18 protein-coding genes and 1 pseudogene are annotated in these 19,073 nt (G+C 44.7%); 13 read left to right on the top strand and 6 right to left on the bottom strand.

Annotation, left to right across the window (positions count from 1 at the left end; genetic code table 11):
• Positions 1–296: pseudogene (locus tag CVN76_RS23080) on the top strand (zinc ribbon domain-containing protein YjdM); the annotation flags it as partial.
• A gap of 55 nt (positions 297–351) precedes the next feature.
• Here the strand turns inward: CVN76_RS23080 and guaC are convergent.
• Both guaC and CVN76_RS23070 read right to left on the bottom strand, forming a co-directional pair.
• Positions 352–1,335 carry a GMP reductase gene (guaC, locus tag CVN76_RS23075; RefSeq protein ID WP_061142316.1) on the bottom strand — a complete coding sequence of 328 codons (984 nt, stop codon included), beginning with the start codon at positions 1,333–1,335 and terminating at the stop codon, positions 352–354.
• Between the two features lie 216 nt (positions 1,336–1,551).
• Positions 1,552–2,055 (bottom strand): DinB family protein, encoded by a 504-nt coding sequence (locus CVN76_RS23070; protein WP_100533198.1) that lies wholly within the window; start codon positions 2,053–2,055, stop codon positions 1,552–1,554.
• 616 nt (positions 2,056–2,671) lie between these two features.
• Between CVN76_RS23070 and CVN76_RS23065 the strand changes: the two genes are divergently transcribed.
• Both CVN76_RS23065 and CVN76_RS23060 read left to right on the top strand, forming a co-directional pair.
• Complete coding sequence (locus tag CVN76_RS23065) at positions 2,672–3,682, top strand: permease (RefSeq protein ID WP_100533197.1); 1,011 nt, start codon at positions 2,672–2,674, stop codon at positions 3,680–3,682.
• Entirely contained in the window at positions 3,682–4,446 is a 765-nt protein-coding gene (locus CVN76_RS23060; protein ID WP_100533196.1) for a TIGR03943 family putative permease subunit, read from the top strand. Before CVN76_RS23065 ends, CVN76_RS23060 begins: the two co-directional genes overlap by 1 nt.
• A gap of 53 nt (positions 4,447–4,499) precedes the next feature.
• Here CVN76_RS23060 and CVN76_RS23055 read toward each other — a convergent pair whose 3' ends face one another.
• On the bottom strand, positions 4,500–5,834 hold the full coding sequence (locus tag CVN76_RS23055; protein WP_100533195.1) for an aldehyde dehydrogenase family protein: 1,335 nt from the start codon (positions 5,832–5,834) through the stop codon (positions 4,500–4,502).
• Between the two features lie 162 nt (positions 5,835–5,996).
• Here CVN76_RS23055 and CVN76_RS23050 point away from each other — a divergent pair, with 162 nt between their 5' ends.
• Positions 5,997–7,178 carry a TetR/AcrR family transcriptional regulator gene (locus tag CVN76_RS23050; protein WP_269800073.1) on the top strand — a complete coding sequence of 394 codons (1,182 nt, stop codon included), beginning with the start codon at positions 5,997–5,999 and terminating at the stop codon, positions 7,176–7,178.
• Here the strand turns inward: CVN76_RS23050 and CVN76_RS23045 are convergent.
• Positions 7,165–8,073 (bottom strand): EamA family transporter, encoded by a 909-nt coding sequence (locus CVN76_RS23045; protein WP_100533193.1) that lies wholly within the window; start codon positions 8,071–8,073, stop codon positions 7,165–7,167. The two genes, CVN76_RS23050 and CVN76_RS23045, sit on opposite strands and share 14 nt — an antisense overlap.
• Before the next feature lie 127 nt (positions 8,074–8,200).
• Between CVN76_RS23045 and CVN76_RS23040 the strand changes: the two genes are divergently transcribed.
• Both CVN76_RS23040 and CVN76_RS23035 read left to right on the top strand, forming a co-directional pair.
• Positions 8,201–8,656, top strand: a complete 456-nt coding sequence (locus CVN76_RS23040; protein ID WP_100533192.1) for an RrF2 family transcriptional regulator — start codon at positions 8,201–8,203, stop codon at positions 8,654–8,656.
• A gap of 73 nt (positions 8,657–8,729) precedes the next feature.
• Complete coding sequence (locus CVN76_RS23035) at positions 8,730–9,440, top strand: DsbA family oxidoreductase (protein WP_100533191.1); 711 nt, start codon at positions 8,730–8,732, stop codon at positions 9,438–9,440.
• Positions 9,441–9,543: 103 nt separating this feature from the next.
• Here CVN76_RS23035 and CVN76_RS23030 read toward each other — a convergent pair whose 3' ends face one another.
• Both CVN76_RS23030 and CVN76_RS23025 read right to left on the bottom strand, forming a co-directional pair.
• Positions 9,544–11,115 carry an L-lactate permease gene (locus CVN76_RS23030; protein ID WP_100533190.1) on the bottom strand — a complete coding sequence of 524 codons (1,572 nt, stop codon included), beginning with the start codon at positions 11,113–11,115 and terminating at the stop codon, positions 9,544–9,546.
• A 43-nt stretch (positions 11,116–11,158) separates the two neighbouring features.
• The gene (locus tag CVN76_RS23025; protein ID WP_100533189.1) at positions 11,159–12,091 is read right to left on the bottom strand and encodes an L-lactate dehydrogenase; all 933 of its coding nucleotides are present in this window, start codon (positions 12,089–12,091) and stop codon (positions 11,159–11,161) included.
• A gap of 456 nt (positions 12,092–12,547) precedes the next feature.
• On the opposite strand from CVN76_RS23025, the gene CVN76_RS23020 reads away from it, so the two are divergent.
• The 7 genes from CVN76_RS23020 to CVN76_RS22990 all read left to right on the top strand — a co-directional run bounded on the left by CVN76_RS23020 (position 12,548) and on the right by CVN76_RS22990 (position 19,057).
• Positions 12,548–12,832, top strand: coding sequence for a hypothetical protein (locus tag CVN76_RS23020; RefSeq protein ID WP_061142305.1), 285 nt, complete (start codon positions 12,548–12,550; stop codon positions 12,830–12,832).
• A 58-nt stretch (positions 12,833–12,890) separates the two neighbouring features.
• Positions 12,891–13,412, top strand: coding sequence for a hypothetical protein (locus CVN76_RS23015; protein ID WP_100533188.1), 522 nt, complete (start codon positions 12,891–12,893; stop codon positions 13,410–13,412).
• A 161-nt stretch (positions 13,413–13,573) separates the two neighbouring features.
• Positions 13,574–14,389 carry a uroporphyrinogen-III synthase gene (locus tag CVN76_RS23010; RefSeq protein ID WP_100533187.1) on the top strand — a complete coding sequence of 272 codons (816 nt, stop codon included), beginning with the start codon at positions 13,574–13,576 and terminating at the stop codon, positions 14,387–14,389.
• A 13-nt stretch (positions 14,390–14,402) separates the two neighbouring features.
• Positions 14,403–15,857 (top strand): uroporphyrinogen-III C-methyltransferase, encoded by a 1,455-nt coding sequence (cobA, locus tag CVN76_RS23005; RefSeq protein WP_100533186.1) that lies wholly within the window; start codon positions 14,403–14,405, stop codon positions 15,855–15,857.
• A 202-nt stretch (positions 15,858–16,059) separates the two neighbouring features.
• Positions 16,060–16,470, top strand: coding sequence for a DUF4064 domain-containing protein (locus CVN76_RS23000; protein WP_157805768.1), 411 nt, complete (start codon positions 16,060–16,062; stop codon positions 16,468–16,470).
• Positions 16,471–16,658: 188 nt separating this feature from the next.
• On the top strand, positions 16,659–18,542 hold the full coding sequence (locus CVN76_RS22995; protein ID WP_100533184.1) for an immunoglobulin-like domain-containing protein: 1,884 nt from the start codon (positions 16,659–16,661) through the stop codon (positions 18,540–18,542).
• Between the two features lie 131 nt (positions 18,543–18,673).
• Entirely contained in the window at positions 18,674–19,057 is a 384-nt protein-coding gene (locus tag CVN76_RS22990) for a DUF1992 domain-containing protein (RefSeq protein WP_232732432.1), read from the top strand.
• Positions 19,058–19,073: the final 16 nt, after the last annotated feature.

Genomic DNA, 19,073 nt, shown 5'->3' with positions numbered 1-19,073 from the left:
TACATATGAAGATGGAAGTCTTTTTGTTTGTCCGGAGTGCGCCCATGAGGGACGGCAGAAGCGGAAACCGATAATGGTGACCAAAGGATGATCAAGGACGCGAATGGAAATGCCTTGAATGGCGGGGATACCATTACCGTCATTAAAGACCTTAAAGGGAAGGGAAGCTCATCCGTCTTAAAAATGGGTACAAAAGTCAAGAGCATCCGTTTAGTTGTTGGAGATCATGATATTGATTGTAAAATCGATGGTTTCGGGCAATGAAATTGAAATCCCAATTTGTTAAAAAGGTATAATGATGAAAAAACGGCCTAATCCATAGATTGGGCCGTTTTTTTTTTACGTTTCTTCTTAATAAACTTTGTCACCGTTAAAGATCGAATTCTTAACGACTACATAATCAACATTGCGTATGGCTTCCAGCTTGTTTCCGCCAGCATAAGAAATCGAAGACTGAAGATCTTGTTCCATTTCTTTCAGTGTATCTTCCAAAGATCCTTTGTGCTCGACAAACATTTTTTTGCCTTCAACGTTTTTCTTTTCACCTTTTTGGAATTCGGAAGCCGAACCAAAATATTCTTTAAAAGCCTTGCCATCTTTCTCGATCGTTTCTCCTGGAGATTCTTCATGTCCAGCGAATAATGAGCCGATCATCACCATGGAAGCTCCGAATCTAACTGATTTGGCTATATCCCCGTTCGTGCGGATGCCGCCGTCGGCGATGATCGGTTTGCTTGCCGCTTTTGCACACCAGCGAAGCGCAGCCAATTGCCAGCCTCCGGTTCCGAATCCAGTTTTGATTTTCGTGATGCATACCTTCCCTGGACCAATGCCCACCTTTGTCGCATCGGCACCGGCATGTTCCAACTCCCTTACTGCTTCCGGCGTTCCAACATTCCCTGCAATGACAAAGCTTTCAGGTAAATGTTTTTTAATGTGCTGAATCATTTTGATCACGGCATTCGAGTGTCCATGTGCAATATCGATCGTAATGAATTCGGGTACGATGTTGTCTGCCGCCAATTGCTCGATGAATCCATATTCTTCATCTTTAACGCCGACACTGATGGATGCGATCAATTCGCGTGCATGCATATCTTGAATGAATGTTACACGTTTTTCAGGTTCGAAGCGATGCATGACATAAAAGTAACCGTTTTCAGCCAGGTACGTGGCAATCTTTTCATCAATGATCGTTTGCATATTGGCTGGTACGACAGGTAACTTGAATGTATGCTTGCCCAAGGTAACGGATGTATCACACTCAGAACGGCTATTTACTACACATTTTGCAGGAATTAATTGAATATCTTCATAATCAAATACGTTTTCCATGGTATGCACCTCTATATACGAATATTTTTATTGTTTAATCTTAAAATTGTTCGCCCAATAGGTAATGTACATCATTTTTGGCAGTAAGTCAAAAATTTTAATGGTTTCCCTTTGATTTAATTTTCCAATGGAGGGGATGATCCGTGTTGCCGAACATGAAAAAACCAGGCCACCATTAGAGCTGGGGGCCTGGCTTCATCGTGACTGAATCCTTTTTTAAAGAAGGGAATGCTTAATCTCTTGTATCTGCTTCGTATGCCTTTGTTCATGTAGGGACAATAACTCGATCCATTGATCGAGAGAGAGGTCGCCAAATAGGGGATGCTTGGCTTTCTTTTTACTTAAACTCGTATCTTCATCCATTTCATAAAGAACTTGAAATAACCGATCCCTGGATTCAGCCAGTAAATCCATGATGTTCGTTAACTGAAACGGATTGGAAGAAGGTGAAAGGCTGGCAGGGGAAGCGAATTTTTTTGTTCGATCGGATACCAAGTATATGTTTTTTTGAATGATATTGGTGAAATCCCTCTCCCGGATGCCATTGGCGATCACATCTGTAAATACTTGCTCCGTCAGATACAGATGATGGCATATCTGGGCGATGCTCCATACGCCGGGTGCCGGACGATGGTCCAGCGCTTTTTCATCCAAGTCCGAAATTTCCCCGATTAACTGGTTTCTTGATTCGAATAATAGATCATACTCGATAAAATTCATGAGAACCCCCTCTTGTGACACCCCTGGATAAGCGTCACCGGCTTTTGTTATAGATGATTCGAGGCTATAGAAAAAAGGTTGGGTGGATCATTCACGATGAAAAAATGGATACTTATATGTCCGCGAACCTATAATGAAATTCGGTAAACCAATCTTGTAATGGATTCATGATCATCGAGGAATTTCTATGGGTGCTTCCATTTGAGTAAGGATGCTGTTTCAGGATTTGAAAAACGCCTATCATGCTTGAGGAAAGCATACAGTTGTGAAGCCAGATCTACTTCGGGTTACGTTGAATACCCTTTCATTCCTATGCAGAAATCTTAGCCTTATGATTGCAATGAGAGCATTTGAGGGAAAAAATAAGGAACGGTATATTATATGTAGTTTATCATAAAAATAGTGTTTTGTTTCACTTCATTCAACAGATTGCGTGAGGCCGGTTCCCTAATCCGCTTGAACGCGTGATTCCTAAAATGGATTGGAACGATTGCTCGTATTGTCTCCGCTTCTTTTGCAGGTTGTTTCATTTCTTGTCATGTCAAACAAAGCAAGGGCATATAATAGACCGAACTAGAGGTTAAATCGTAATAATTTTGATTTGCGAGGTGTGAATATGCTTTTGAAACGATACACAGGCAACTTCCTGTTATTGATTCTCTTGTTTTTGATGCTAGCATTCTTTTTTCTAGGCGATGTGTTTATTCCAAAAGCAATCGATTTTTCCGGATATCCGCTGCTGCATTCCGTGCTTGTCGTATTTTTGGGGTTGTTTTTAGAATCGATTCCATTCCTTTTCCTCGGTGCCATTGCGTCTTCTTTCATCCAGTTGTTCATCAGTGAAGAAATCATCCAGCGAATGATCCCAAAAAGCGCATTTTTAGCCATTTTCGCTGCGATAGCGGCGGCTCTGGTCATTCCGGTGTGCGAATGTGCGATCATCCCGGTCGTAAGGAGATTAATTCAAAAGGGCGTTCCGGTCCATGCTGGCGTTGTCCTGCTTGTAACCGCCCCGATATTGAATGTCATCGTTTTCGGCTCGACCTATTATGCGTTCCAAAATGATCCTTCCATTTTATACGGGAGAATCATACTATGTGTCCTGACGGCCGTTATCGTCGGATTATTCATTTATATCTTCAGCAGGAAAGATGTGGTGAAGGAGGAGAAGCCGCAAGCGGCCCACGAGCATGTACACGATTTTCCGCCGAGTAAATGGACAAGCTTCATCGAACATACTTCACAGGAATTTTTCATGGTCGGAAGATACTTCATCATCGGAGCCTTGTTTGCCAGTGTATTCCAAGTGCTCATGGATCGGACCATCTTGGCAGGTATCGGACAGGCCCCGATAAAAGGCACGGCGCTGATGATGGGGATTGCCTTCGTTCTCTCACTCTGCTCATCCGCGGATGCCTTCGTTGCTGCATCCTTTTCCCATAGTTTCCTGCCTGGCTCCATCCTTGGCTTCCTTGTCTTCGGTCCGATGCTTGATTTGAAAAATGTCCTGATCATGATGTCGTGTTTTAAACGGAGCTTCGTCTTCACATATGTTTTGCTTGTTTTCGCCGTCGTCTTCAGCCTTTGCCTCATCGCAGGTGCTTGGATCAGTAAGGGAGGGCTTTGATGAAAGCTTTTTTCATCCAAAAACTTGAAGGGTTGCTGCTGCTGGGATTGGGCCTGATGATTTTTAAATTGTATGTGTCAGGTCATTTGACGAAATTGATTGCACCGAAGATGGTTCCATATGCATTGGCGGCGCTTCTTGCTTTTTTTGTGGTCAGCCTTCTTCGGCTGAAAAAACAAAGACAGGTCCGAAATCATTGTGATTGCCATTCGCACGGAGAATCCTCTTCGCCCGTTTTGGTCTTGAAATATAGCTTGTTTTTCATCCCGATCCTTCTCGGCTTCATCTTGACGGATTTCACATTAAGCGGGGAAGTGCTGGCAAAAAGGGGGATGGCCCAGCAGCAAACGCAGAAGCAAAGCTCGAATGATGCAGGAAAGCATGTGAATCAGGAGAAAATTACGGTCACGGATGAAAATTATTTTGAAGTGCTTGATGATCTTCTCAACAACCTCGATACGATTGAAGGGAAAGAAATTGAGCTTTCGGGGTTTGTATATCGCGAAAATAGTTTTACTAAAAAACAAGTGGCGATATCCCGCCTCGCCATGTCCTGCTGTGTGGTCGATGCGACGCTTTATGGATATATGGTCAACGGACATGTGACCGGGATGAAGACGAATGATTGGTACACCATTACAGGTACATTAAAAAAAGGAAGCTACAAAGGGGAATCCGTGCCAGTGATCGATTTAAAGGATGCGGAGAAAATAAAGGCCCCGAAAGAAGTCTATTTATATGAGAATGTGCAAATCATTCAATAGCTAAAAAACCCGGCAAAAAGTTACTTGTGCCGGGTTTTTCCTTGAGCCAATGGTTATCTTGCCTGAACGAAGACTCCTTTTTCATGAGAGAAGGCCTTGAAGCCGTATATGCCATGATATGATCCGATCCCGCTCGTATTCACACCGCCGAATGGGAGATTGTAATCGGTGAAATGAACGACTACGTCATTGACGGAAGCATTACCGGAAGTCGTGTGAGTCAGGACTTCATCGATGACCTCCTGATTGGTGCTGAAAACATATAAAGCCAAAGGCTTATCGCGTTCATTAATGGAATCGATGACTTCATCCAGCTCTTCATAGGTCAGCAACGGGAGGATCGGGGCGAAGATTTCCTCTTGCATGATCTTCATATCATGAGTGACATTCTTCAACACAGTCGGAGATATCGTGCGGTCGCTTAGGTCGAACTGGCCGCCAAAGACGACTTCAGCTCCTTGTTCGATCGCATCATCAAATAGGGCTTTGACACGGTTGAAATTCCGCTCATTGACGATTTGCGTGAATTTATTCCTGTCGGCCGTTCCATCCTCCATAAGGAATCCAGCTTGTACGATAGCTTGCAAATGGTTAGTGAATTCCGCTTGGCTGTCTTCCTTGATGAATAGATAATCAGGCGCCACACAAGTTTGGCCTGCATTGATGAATTTACCGACGGCAATTTTTTTCGCGGCATCCAGCAAATCATACCCCTCATCAATAATGGTCGGGCTTTTTCCGCCAAGCTCAAGTGTTACCGATGATAAATGCTTCGCGGCTGCAGTCATGACGATTTTGCCGACATTCGTGCTGCCTGTAAAGAAGATATGGTCAAATGGCTGCTCAAGAAGCTCCGTCGCTACATCCACATCGCCCTCGAAGATTGCCACTTCCGATTCATCAAAGGCCTCGCGGATGATTTTCGCGGCGATATTGCTCGTTTTCATCGTGAAATCGGAAAGCTTGATGATGGCACAGTTACCGGCTGCGATCGCTGCAGCAAGCGGGGCCATCGTAAGCATGAAGGGGTAATTCCAAGGTCCAAGCACTAAACATGTCCCTTTTGATTCATACATTAAATACCCTTTCGCATCAGGATTCAAGGAAGAGCCCACCTCTTTAGGTGCCATCCATTCATCAAGATTATTTATATTATCTTGGATCGATTTGATCGTTCCGAGAATTTCGGCTCTCTTAACCTCATGGTGGGGCTTGCGCACATCTTGACGCACGGCCTCGATGATCTCTTCCTCATGGGCGACAACCACCTCCAAAAACCGGTTCAATTTCGCTTTTCTTTGTTCAGCGGTCGTTGAACGCATCACTTTTTGGTGTTTCTTTTGCAATTGGAATACTCGATTTATCTCATTTTTCGTTTTAATATCCATGTCGTTTTGTGTCCCCCTTAAAGTGGAATTTGCTTTATTCATCTCTCGAAATTATTATAGGTTTTAAGATTGCCTAAAGAAAGACAGAGACAAGGGAAGTGTACGTTACCGTATAAATGCCTAGAAACTGTACAATTTTTTAACATGCCAGGAGGTCCTTGTGTGTCAGATGATCATGAAATTTTTGCAAATGAACCAACTCCTTCAAAAATAAAGGAGGCATTGCTGAGCCTTCTTATGGAAAAGGACATCCGCCATATCACCAGCAAGGAAATAGCCGCGCTGGCAAACGTCAGCAGGGGTGCCTTGTACTTCTACTATGAAGATAAGTACGATATTTTCGAGGAAATAGTTGAAGAGCAAAAGGACGGGTTGCAGATGGCCATTTTCGATTCCCTGAAGGACTTGGACCATATCAACCTGCGAGAAATGAATTTGAAGGTCCTTCCTGCCTTATCATATGTTGCGATGCATACTCCATTCTTTTTAACCATGATGGACCGGAATAAAATGCCTTATGTCAATTTCCATGCTTTTTTCTTTGAAGTATTCAATAGGGAAATCTTGCTGACCCCGATGAAGGAAAACGTTTCGGAGACCTTAAAGGACCTGTATGTGCATTATCGGACCCTCTATACCTATGCCATCATCCTTTTCTGGTTTAAAGAAGGGATGAAACCATCCCCAGAGAAGATCAGCCGGCAATATTGGGATCTGGTCAGCCAAAAAAGATATTACTGGATTTTCGGTGTTCCCGTTTTGCCGGATGAGGAGGAAGACCGCATCGATCGGCGTGTAATCAGGACGAGACAAGCGCTGCAGGAAGCGATGATCCAATTGATCATCGAAAAAAAAGACTATTCAGCCGTGACGATATCCGATATCACACGCAGAAGCGATATGCGCCGTGCGACCTTCTATGACCATTATTCCGGCAAAGAGGACCTGCTAAAAGCGATCATCCATCATTTCTGTACGGATATCATCGCGATTTTGACGCTTGAAGGGAGTAGGGAGAAAGTGACGATAAAGCAATCGGAAGCCATTCTCGTTCGATTGTTCGCTTACCTGTCGGAACATACCTCCATCGTCCATTTCATGAGTGGAAATTACGGGATTCCCGATCCCATCCCTGAAATTCTCAATACCTTAAGCCAGTTTTATTTGAAGCAGAGTATAGACATCCATGCAGGCAAGCAAATGTATGCGTACTATGTATCCGGGCTATTGGTGGGCCTTATCTTATACAGGCTTCAAGAAGGAAAAGAATACACCCCGCAGTTCCTGGCCCAGGAGTTCATCCAGTTCCTTGATCTGAAGAAATATAAAATCAATCTGCTTTGACTGAAAGTCCGTGCTTCACCGATGATGGACGTTTTCGTTCCTCGGGAAAAATCGTCAATATGATGATTCCGCATAGAAGCAATGCGATCCCGATCCATGATAGGGAAGCCATGCTTTCACCGACAAGGAATACGCCTAGAAGGGCGGCTGTCAGCGGTTCAGCAAGTGACAGGGAAACGGCTGTCGAAGAAGGGACGGATATGAGTCCTTTGTTGAAAAATAAATAAGCCACCGCTGTAGCAAGAAGGCCAAGGTGAAGGCTGACGGCAAGCCCGTTAGGCGTGGCGATCCAGCTAATATCCAATATGAATAAAGCGGGTGCCAATAAAAGGGCGCTAAAGCCGAAGATCACTGCGGCAGTCGCTTCCGGAGGTTGTTGCTTCAAGATCCTTTTACTGACCAGTGTGTATACCGTAAAGGAAGCTCCAGCCCCCATTGCAAGCAATGCGCCCACTGGATCGATTGTAACCGACCCTTGATTGGAAAAGAGCAGGAAGCATCCTGCGATCGCTAAACCGGTGGCGGCCCACCAGCTTGCTGCTGGCCGTTTTTTACTAAACAGCCACTCAAGGAGTCCGGCGATGATGGGCGCGCTGCTTAGTGTCATGATGGTGCCGATGGCGATTCCGGTCAGGCTGACGGCCATGAAGAAAAGCGGCTGGTAGCAGGCCATACCTAAAGTCGCCAGGATGGTTTCTTTGATAGGCCAATTTCTGCGTGTCCATTTTTTTTGCCAACTTGCAATCAGGCATAATGCTGCACCTCCGACTGCCAAACGGACGGCCCCGATTGCAATGGGGTTGGCAGCGGCTGGGGCGAATGATTGGGCAGTGCCGGTCGTCCCCCACAGCATGGCACCGAGTATGACGAGTAACACGGGGTATTTATCCTTCATGGAAGCGCTCCTTATTAAAGATTCACTATTCAGACTATAGGAATGCACCGGCCAAGTCAAAGGGTTCATTTGTTCTAAGGGAACGGTACATAGTATAATGGACTTAAGATTGTAAGGGGGATTGAGAATGTCTTCAGGTAATCGGAATAATCAAATTGGACCGCCGCGCTTCGCCATCGCCGTCCACTCCCTGGTTTGGCTCGCACAAAGCGAAAAGCTCCTGACAAGTTCGGCAATTGCCTCAAAGGTTAAATCACATGCCACGTTTTTAAGAAGGGTGATGGCACAGCTTGCAGCTGAGGGCATCGTCGAAACGAAGGAAGGCCGTGATGGGGGATATAGCTTGAAGGTGCCAGCATCACAGTTAACTTTGGCGGATGTGTATCAAGCGGTCCGGCCGGAATGCTTGGTTTGTATGGAAACGAGCGAATGCGGTGAAGTCGGGAAGCAGCTGGATGATGCCTTGGAGGAAATCATGAATGAAGCGGAAAAGGAAACCCTGCGTCTATTGAAGGGTTATACTTTAGAAGATTTCATGAAAAAAGTCGACTTCGAACATTTTGAAAAAGAGTGTCTAGGGTAATATCCTTGCAAGAGGATACCCTTGATTATATAATGTGCTTAATATGATTGCATTTAATAGAGGAGGTATTTACATGAAGGTGGAAATTTGGTCGGATTATCAATGTCCGTTCTGTTATATAGGGAAACGTCGATTCGAAGAGGCTTTAAAGCAATTTGAAAATAAAGAGCAGGTGGAGGTGGAGTTTCGCAGCTTTGAGCTGAATCCTGACGCAGACCGGGACATCAATATGACCCAACAGGAAATGCTTATGAAGAAATATGGCATGTCGCAAGCGGACGTGGCAGCAAGCAGCCAAAACCTGACGCAACAAGCAAAAGAATTGGGGCTCGATTATCATTTGGACAACATCGTCTTGACGAATTCGTTCGATGCTCACCGCCTAATGTACCTTGCCCAATCAAAAGGTAAAGAGAATGAAATGAACGAGCGCCTGTTTAAAGCATACTTTACGGAAGGTAAGCATATTGGCGATCATGCTGAATTGGTCAAGCTGGCACAAGAGGCTGGCCTTGATAAGTCTGAAGCTGAAGCCGTTCTCGCCGGGACGGCATTCACGGCTGAAGTAAGGGGCGATGAGCAGGAAGGAAGCCAGCTTGGAATAACCGGTGTTCCCTTCTTCGTGATCAACCGCAAGTATGGCATATCAGGGGCTCAGCCAATCGAAGCATTTCTTGATACACTGAAAAAAGTGTGGGCAGAGGAAAACCCGCTTCAAATGGTCAATGATCCCGCAACTGCTGAAGCATGTGCGGACGGTTCCTGTAGCGTGCCGGAAAAATAATCCGGCCAGGAAGGACTTACATGTATAAAAGGCTGCATCCAAGATGAATGAATCATCTTGGATGCAGCCTTTTTTCAAAGCCGTGAGTTTTTACTCGTTTGTTTTAAAAGATTAGCGACAATATGAATGTCCAAATGCATACGAAGGCTAATAACCCAAAGCTGTATTTCAATGTCATTTTCGTTAAGGCGGATTCTTGTCCGGTTTGGCCGACTGCTGCCGTAGCGATTGCGATTGATTGTGGGGAAACGAGCTTTGCCATGACGCCCCCGGCCGTGTTTGCGGAAACCAATAATGATGGGTTTGTCCCGATGATATGACCTGCAGTGGACTGTATCGGAGCAAATAACGTATTGTTATTCACTACAGACCCAGTCATGAACACGCCAATCCAGCCTAATAGCGGAGATAAGAGCGGGAAGATATGGCCTGTTGTCGCAACCGCTTCGCCTAAAACGATGGTTAATCCACCATATGACATCAATTTGGCTATCCCGATGATTGCACAGATCATGATGATTGGAATCCGAAACTCTGAAACCGTTTTTTTCAGGAGGGAAAGACCTTCCCTGACATTAATGGCTTTTGTCGTTGCGATGGTCGTCAGCGCAGCCAATAAGATCGCCGTTCCCGTAGCACCGATTAAATCAATGCCGATCGCAATCGATGACCCAGGAATCGTAAATTTCAGAACAGCCGATTCAAAGACGCCTCCTTGAGAAAACAATCCTTTAAATGCAGGTAAGCTCCAAATCAAGACAAATGCCGTTAATAAATAGAATGGAGACCATGCCTTGATAACATCACCCTTAGTATGCTTTTCAACCTGATACTCTTTGCCGTTGAGTAAAAATATGTGTGTAGGCTGCCACTTATTTAGGAATAGCGCCAACACCCCCATTGTTAATAGTGATGGAATAATGTCAGCTAACTCTGGGCCAATAAAAACGGTCATGATTGCCTGGGATACAGTATAAGTAATCGATGTCACTAATATGGCCGGCAATACTTGTTTGATCCCTTTCAGTCCATCCATCAACCATATTAGTAAAAACGGAATGGTAAAGTTAATGAGTGGCAGTGTTAACGCGGTCATCACGGACACATTCATCGAGGTCACATTTTCCAGGCCGAATGTATCAATGATGCCAACCGGTATCCCGATTGCCCCGAATGCTCCTGACGCACCATTTGCTATCAGACAGAGCATCGCTGCCTGTAAAGGCTGGAATCCCAATGACACTAATAGGACGGCACAGATGGCGATGGGTACACCAAAACCTGCTGCTCCTTCAAGAAAGGCGTTGAAGCAAAAACCAATCAGTAAAAGCTGAAGGCGCTGGTCTTGTGAAATCCCTGCAATGCTGCCGCGTAACACCTCGAACTTGCCGGATTTAACGGAGATTTTATATAACCAGACCGCCATCACGATGATATAGCCAATCGGCCATATTCCCTGGAACGTACCTTGAACCACACTTCCGATCGCTTCTCCCAAAGGTAGCTTAAAGAGGAAGAGGACAATAAGAAAGGTAACGAATAGGTTTAAAAGGGCTGCATGTATTCCCTTCATTTTAAAGATGGTCAAGCATAATAGAAATAAAAGGATCGGTATAGCTGCAACTAATGCTGAAAGGGCAAGATTATTAAATGGGTTATATGTTTCTGCTAACATATCGACAGCTCCCTGTGTAAGAAATTCTGGTTAGAGAAAGTAACTACTCCCAAAATTGGGCTTGAATATCTTGAAGCGTATGAACAGAACGGGCAAACTGTTCCGTTTCGCTCTCGTTAAGGGTAAGCTCGACAATGCTTTTTGCACCTGTGCGATTAATGACAGTAGGGGTGCCGATATAAACATTGCTATGGCCATATTCGCCTTCCAACAATGACCCCACTGGCAAGACGACATTTTCATTCTTTAAGATCGCTTTTGTGATTCTGGCCAATCCCATTGCGATTCCGTAATACGTAGCACCTTTAGACTCAATGATCTGGTAGGCAGCATCACGGACACTGACGGCAATCTCTTTTTTTCTTGCCTCCGTTAATTTTGGTGCGATCGGCAAACCGGAGAAATTGGCAGAGCTCCAAACCGGGAGTTGTGAATCACCATGTTCACCAATGATATAGGCATGGATACTTGTAGGTGCGGTATTGAATTCTTGCCCTAATAAAGAGCGGAATCTTGCAGAATCCAATATAGTCCCTGACCCAATCACTTTTTCTTTCGGTAAACCGGAAAATTTCCAAGTCGCATACGCCAAAATGTCCACTGGATTCGTTGCGACCAAGAAAATGCCATTAAATCCAGCTTTCATGATGCTGCCGACGATCGCTTCAAAAATGTTCATATTTTTCTTTACAAGATCTAACCTGGTTTCTCCGGGCTTTTGTGCTGCCCCAGCACATATTACGACGATTGCTGCATCCTTACAGTCCTCGTATGATCCGGATTTTATATTCATGGCACTAGGCGCATACACAAGACCATGATCTAAGTCCATAACATCGCCTTTCGCTTTTTCTTGATTCAAATCGACAAGCACCAACTCATCGCATATTCCTTGATTCATCAATGCGTAGGCATAACTTGACCCAACTGCGCCAGTACCAACCAAAACGACTTTCGTTCCTTTTGTAGAATTCATAATGAATACCTCCAATTTCTCCGAATGTAAATCACTTTTGATATAAATAATTCCCTACTCGAATTTCATTGCAGTACTATTCTGTCCCCCGTATCCCAGGGGCATTCTTTAGAAAGGTTGCCTGATCATCCCCCTGTTAAGTTTGTGAATAAATTCACATATTGGTGCAAAAAAATGGCAAGCTTGCCTGTTTTCACGTTTGGGTTCTTGTTGTAAGTAATTACTTTGTGAAGTATTTCACAATGTTATTGTACTACATAGCACGACAACATTGCAACAAAGAAAAGAAATATTTAATTTGTTTTTTATATGAATGTAGCAGCATTTACAATGGTTGCCGAATCGGCCCTGACCAAAGAGAAGGCCGTTTAAAAAGGAGATGATCGATGGCACAAAGAATATAGTGTAAAGAAGGGATATTCCAAACGTTTGAAACTGGAAAAGGAGCTGGAAAGTATGAAGTATATCATCATTGGAACGCTGATTTTGGTCGTAGCATGTGTGGTAATGGCCAAACTGATTACCTATAAATATTGGACTTGTATTTATACCGCATTCGGCCATGATAATTATTTTAAGGTGATCGCAAAATTGGAAAGGGAAGGGGTGGGCTTCAAAACGAAAACGCCTCTCCAGCTAGGTTCCACGGACTTTCAAAATCGCAACAAAATGACTCAATACGATGTTTTTGTGAAAAAAGGAGATGAGCAGGCTGCCCAGAGGGCCATTCACAGCGCGTGATCTGCGTGACAGGCTATTTGCTTTGGCAAAACGGTGAATTCCAGTTGGAAGGAAATCAATGATGAAAAAACAATTGCTTAATATGATGGAAAGAAAAGAACTGGTGGAACTATACTCGGATCCTAATGACTTAAGGAAATTCGATGTGGTCAGAATCTTAAAAGTGTCGGATGCATTTTTAGTGGCAGCCAATATGGCATCCAACGGAATGTATGATGGCTATCGCCTGCTTTATGTCGATAACATCCACCAAATGAATGTCCAGACGAAATATATTAAGAAAATCAAGAAGCTATATCAGGCAAAAAAACAAAGTCATCTCGATTTCGTTGATGAAAATGATGATTTGCTTTTGAGTTTTCTCGACTTTGCCCATAAACATAACTTCTTGGTTTCGGTTGACCTCCTTAATGTTCCCGGGGAGGTGCAAGGCTTCATAAAACACCTGGAAGCTGATATATTTGTCATTTCAATGGTGGACGATATGGGGGAACTGGATGGGGAAGCATTCATTAGGTTTGGTGCCATACACGGCATGTCATGTGATGGTCAAGATGTATCAGACTTAAAGCGGATATAATCGGGAATTGGAAAATGAACGAAATCTGGCGCCGCCCTGGAAGAGGTCAAGGATTTTCAGGTGTCATTCGTTTTCCATGGTGTAAAAGACTGAAAATTTGTATAATATGTGAGGTGGACCAGCACGATCAAAAATTAAATTGACATATAGGAGGAACAAACATGAGTAAGCTTGATGGCAGGACCATTGCTTTATTGGGGGCAAGGAAAACGGAAGAGCTCAGCAAGATCGTTCATAATCTTGGCGGAGTCCCGCTTGTTCGTCCGGCACAAGGGACGGTATTCCTTGATGATTCCCATTTGGAAGAGGATGTCACCCGTTTGATGGCAGGGGAGTTCGATTGGATCATCCTTACGACGGGAGTGGGTACGGAGCTTTTATATAAAACGGCATTGAAGCTGGAAGCGGGGGAGCGTTTCATAGCAGCTTTACGGTCAATGAAAATCGCAGCCAGGGGCTATAAAACGGTGAATATGCTGAAGAAGCTTGGCCTCAAGCCGTTGATCCGTGATGATGATGGAAGTACGGCAGGACTCGTCCGCAACCTGGAAGGACATCTGTCAGGCGCTGTAAAGGTTGCCCTGCAGCTTCATGGCGATCCGGCTCCGCTCTTGATGAATTGGCTGGATGAACAAAGCGTGGAACATAAAGAAATCCTTCCTTATGAACATATAGCGCCTGAAATAGAAACAATGCAGCAGTTAGCAGGAGAAATCCTTGATGGCACCATCGATTCCGTCGTGTTCACGAGTGCACCGCAGCCTCGCAATTTAATGAAATTTGTCCGTGAACAAGGTCTGGAGGATCAAATAATTGAACAATTCAAATCGAAGGTCGTTGCACTAGCAGTCGGAAAGGTAACGGCGCAAGTGGTAATCGATGAAGGAATCGAACGGGTCATTTATCCTGAGGATCAACGGATGGGCAGTGCAATGGTGGAACTGGTGAAATTTTATCACGGGATTGCAAGCAGATAGGGGTGAGGGCGCAATGACCATTGGCAAGGTTTATTTTGTGGGCGCAGGCCCGGGGGATGCGGGACTGATTACCGTAAAAGGCCAAGGGGCCATTGAAAAAGCGGATGTCATTATATATGATAGACTGCTGAATCCCAAAATATTGGAAGCCGCCTCGCTCGATTGCGAATTGATTTATTGCGGGAAGACACCTTATTCGAATGGCATCGATCAATCGGACATCAATGCCCTGCTTGTGTCGAAGGCCCTTGATGGATTGGTGGTCATTCGTCTGAAAGGCGGGGACCCTGCCGTTTTTGGAAGAGTGGGTGAGGAAGCGGAGTCGTTGCAAGCTAACGGGATCTCCTTTGAAATCATTCCGGGCGTTACGTCTGGGATTGCCGCCTCCATCTATGCGGGCGTCCCCGTGACACACCGAAATCATGGGCGCTCTTTTGCCATGGTGACGGGCCATGGAGAAGGATTGCAAGATATAGGTTGGAAGGGGCTTGTCGATGGGATAGATACGATTGCCTTTTATATGGGGGTGGCCAACCTTACGGATATTTGCAAAAACTTGATCGGCCATGGAAAGCCGGGAAACACGCCGGCACTTGTGATTCAATGGGGTACATATGGAAGACAGGAAACCGCCGAGGGGACATTGGACGATATAGTGGAAAGGGTAAGGGAAAAGTCGCTTCTCAATCCAGCGATCACCTTGGTCGGTGATGTCATTACACTTAGGGGAAACCTGCAATGGTTCGAGAAGAAACCACTTTACGGACAACAATTTTTAGTGGCCAGGACTGGCACGGCAAAGAGTCATTTGGCGGAAGAGTTGCAGGAACTTGGCGGCGATGTCATCGAGTTCCCGAAATGGATGGCGAATGGTGTGAAAATGGAAGAAAGCCAGTTGCTCTCTTTTCTTTCGTATGAACGAATTCTCTTCACTTCACCAGAAAGCATCCACGGATTCTTGGATTCTCTCACAGAACATGCCATTGATTTTCGGCGGATATCATCTGAACTTTATGTTGTATCGAGGAAATCGAAGCAGGTTTTGCAACAGCGCGGATTGGTGGCAAAGCTCCAAACCGAGATGGAGGATACGGGAAGGCTGTTGGTTATTGGAGATAGCGATAAGAACCGAATCGATTCGGATTATGGGGAAGCGGATTATGTCCAATCGATCGAGAAATTTGTCAATGAGAGATTCCTTGAAATACTGCCGAGAATGCTAGCCGAAAAAGCTGTCGATACGGTGCTTTTTTCGAACCGGCATTCAGTTGATATGCTGATGGAATACACTAGCAAGGCAAATGTGGATATTGAAGCGCTGTTAAGGCGTGCTTCGATTGGCGTCATCGGCAAAAGCACCGGCAAAAGAATCCAAGACTATGGATTTTCCGTACATATGATGCCACTAGAACCTTCTGTGGAAGGATTGGTGGCGTTGATCGTTTCGCACGGTTTAGGCTCTGATTAAAACCTTTCCCTGCTTATATCGAACATCAATATTTTCAGGGTACTTCTCATTCGATGTCACATTCCCCTTTCCCCATCGCCCCTGATTGCTGGGGATATCAAGCAAACCGCTGGCAGTTTATGTGGTTGTTTGAATAAAAGTCTTTTAATCCGCTACAATATGGGTATTATATATGAGTAACATTCTTGGGGAGGCGAACGAATTGAAACGTACATGGGAATACGCATTAAGTATCATTGGCGTCAGCATCGCTGCGATCTTTTTGATTGTAACGATTATTGCAGCCGTTTATATCAAAAGTGTGGATTTGAAAGGACTGGTGGACTATTCATTAATGACCGATTCGGAGTTTTCGGCATCCGAGATCGATATGTCCATCAAGTTATTCATGGGTCTGCTGTGGGCGGGGATCATCTCATTGATCATTGCATTGGCAGGCGGCTTGAGTTCTATCTTTCTATTAAAAGGCGGCAAAGCGAAGCCAGCCGGAATTATATGGATCATTACGGGGATAGTGACCGTTTTTCAAATATGGCCGGTTATTTTCTTCATCGTGCCGGGAATCATGTGTCTCGTCAGGAAGCCAATTGATACGGTGGAAGTGATCGTCTGATCGAACATGATACATAGCTTTGTGATGTGGAGAAGGAGCTGACCCGGAGATGGGTCAGCTTCTTTTTTTATTCAAGGCATTGGGATTGGGAATTACAGATTAATTTTCCTTGAATATCCGTTTTTCCCTCAAATTACTAATCTGTCATGTTACTATTATAGTAATTCTAATAGATTGGAGTTCGATCAATGAAGATCCCATTAATGAAGGTTGGAATTTTGTCCTGTTTAACATTCAGCTTGTTCAATGGACAAGCTTTCGCAGAGTCTGAATGGACCGATGTTTGTTCACCGCTAGGTCAAATCCAACCGAATAAAAATCCTTCTTACGGACAAATCAACTGCTTGCTGACGAATGCAGCAATTAAGGCTGAGATCCCCCCAGAAGTGGTGAAAGCGGTGGCCACGCAGGAAAATGGCGATTGGAGGCAATTCAATGACGCTGGCAAGCCGATCAAATCCAGTGATGGGGGCATTGGCTTGATGCAGCTTACCAATAAAAGCGGGTATGACCAGAAAAAGCTGGAAAATGATATCGTCTACAACATCGAGGCCGGTGTCGAGGTATTGAGCGGCATGTATGCAAGAAAAGATTTGCCGAAAATCAAAGGGGCAGGACGCCGTGTCATTGAAAACTGGTATTTCCCAGTCATGGCCTACAATGGGACAAAGCCAGTGAATAGCCCACTTTACCAGGAAAACGGGAAAAGGAATACGGGTGCCTATCAAGAGGAAGTATTTGCCGAGCTGGAAAAACAAAGCTACTTGTCCGGTACAAAATTGGCAAGCTATCCATTCAGCACAACAGACTTTGAGTATGATCGAGGGAGTACGGCCAATATCATCTTTAAGAAGCTGGAATACACGCTGACCGGGCAAACGCATGACTCCGTCTATTGGTTCAAGGCAGGGGACAAAGCGGTCACCACTTCGAGTGTGAAAATAAGGGGAAAGGCCAGCACCTCTTCTGGGTATACGACGGTGCCAAAGGATACATGGCTGATCATGACCGGCGATCTTGTCTATGAGGAGTCGGCGGCGAATAAGTTTGTCTGGTTCCCCGTACAAACGGAAGATAAAAAAATCAAGGGATACCTTTCCTCGGCTTATATTTCCAATAAGCCATCGAGTCCTGTCATGGATGCAAACGCACCCGTAATTTCAGGGGCAAAGAACTTAGCGGTTCCATACAACTCAAAGTTCGATGCCAAGTCCAATGTAAAAGCCAAGGATGATAAAGATGGAGATCTGACGAGCGCCATCCGGGTTGAGGGCAAGGTGGATACAAAGAAGGTGGGTACTTATAATTTGACCTATACGGTTACTGACAAGGCGGGGAATGTTGCCAAGGTCATAAGGAAGATAACCGTTTATGATCAAGTTAAGCCAGTCATCTCAGGTGCAGGAAGTAAAACGATCGGTTTGAATGCTTCATTTGATCCGAAATCAAACGTGAGTGCCAAGGATAATGCGGATGGCAGCTTGACAAGTAAAATAAAAGTGACCGGTACGGTGAACACGAAGAAAAAGGGAAGCTATACATTGAAGTATACGGTCACCGATTCTTCGAAAAACACGGCGACGATCACCAGAAAGATCACGATAGATAGCACGAAGCCTGTCATCTCGGGAGCGGCCAATCAAACGATTGCCTATAACTCGGCATTCAATCCTAAGTCAGGCGTAACCGCAAAAGATAATCTCGATGGCGACCTGACTGGGAAAATCAAGGTAACAGGTACGGTGAATACGAAGAAAAAAGGAACGTATACATTAACGTATACCATTACAGACAAATCGGCTAATACGGCGACAGTAACCAGAAAGATCACAATAGACAGCACGAAGCCTGTCATCTCGGGAGCTGCCAATAAAACGATTGCCTATAAGTCCACATTCAATTCTAAATCAGGCGTATCGGCTAAAGATAACTTGGATGGAAACGTGACGAATAAGATCAAAATAACGGGGTCCGTGAATACGAACAAAAAGGGTAGCTATACCTTGACGTATACAGTGACGGATAAATCGCAGAACAAGGCAGTGACAAAAAGGAAAATCACAGTTAAATGAGGCTAAAAAAGGATTCCGTGAAACGGGAATCCTTTTTTATAATGTTATTTGCCGATTTGTTCGGGATGGAGTGAACGTAGAGAAAAATGCTATAATTGTAAAAAGATGTATAAATGACTGGAGGAACGTTTATGGGTGATGAGCAGGGTCATGTGAATTGGATGGATCAAATTTTTCGGGATTATGAAAAAGACAACGGTCTGAAGAATAACCCTGGTTTTGGGAAGCCGCTTCCGGAGTCGGCGCTTTCGGGAAATATGTATGACAACTTCCTGTCAAAGGCGAAAGATGCCGGTTTCCTTCCGCTGTGGATAAAATGGCAAAAGGAAATTCGCGAAGAGCTATCCGAAATCGTCCGGTTGCGAAAAACGAATGTCGAGAACAGGCAATTAACCAGTCAAATTGAACGAATCAATGAGAAAGTCCGTACCTACAATGCGATATGCCCGCCCAAAATGCAACGGCGGGAAATAGAATGGGAAACCATCGAAAGCCAGTTTGAAAAATGGAAATGATGGATTATGGAAAAAA

The organism is Bacillus sp. mrc49, from assembly GCF_002803435.1.
Note: the sequence above shows the minus strand (reverse complement) of the source record. Positions and strands in the feature narration are given on the sequence as shown.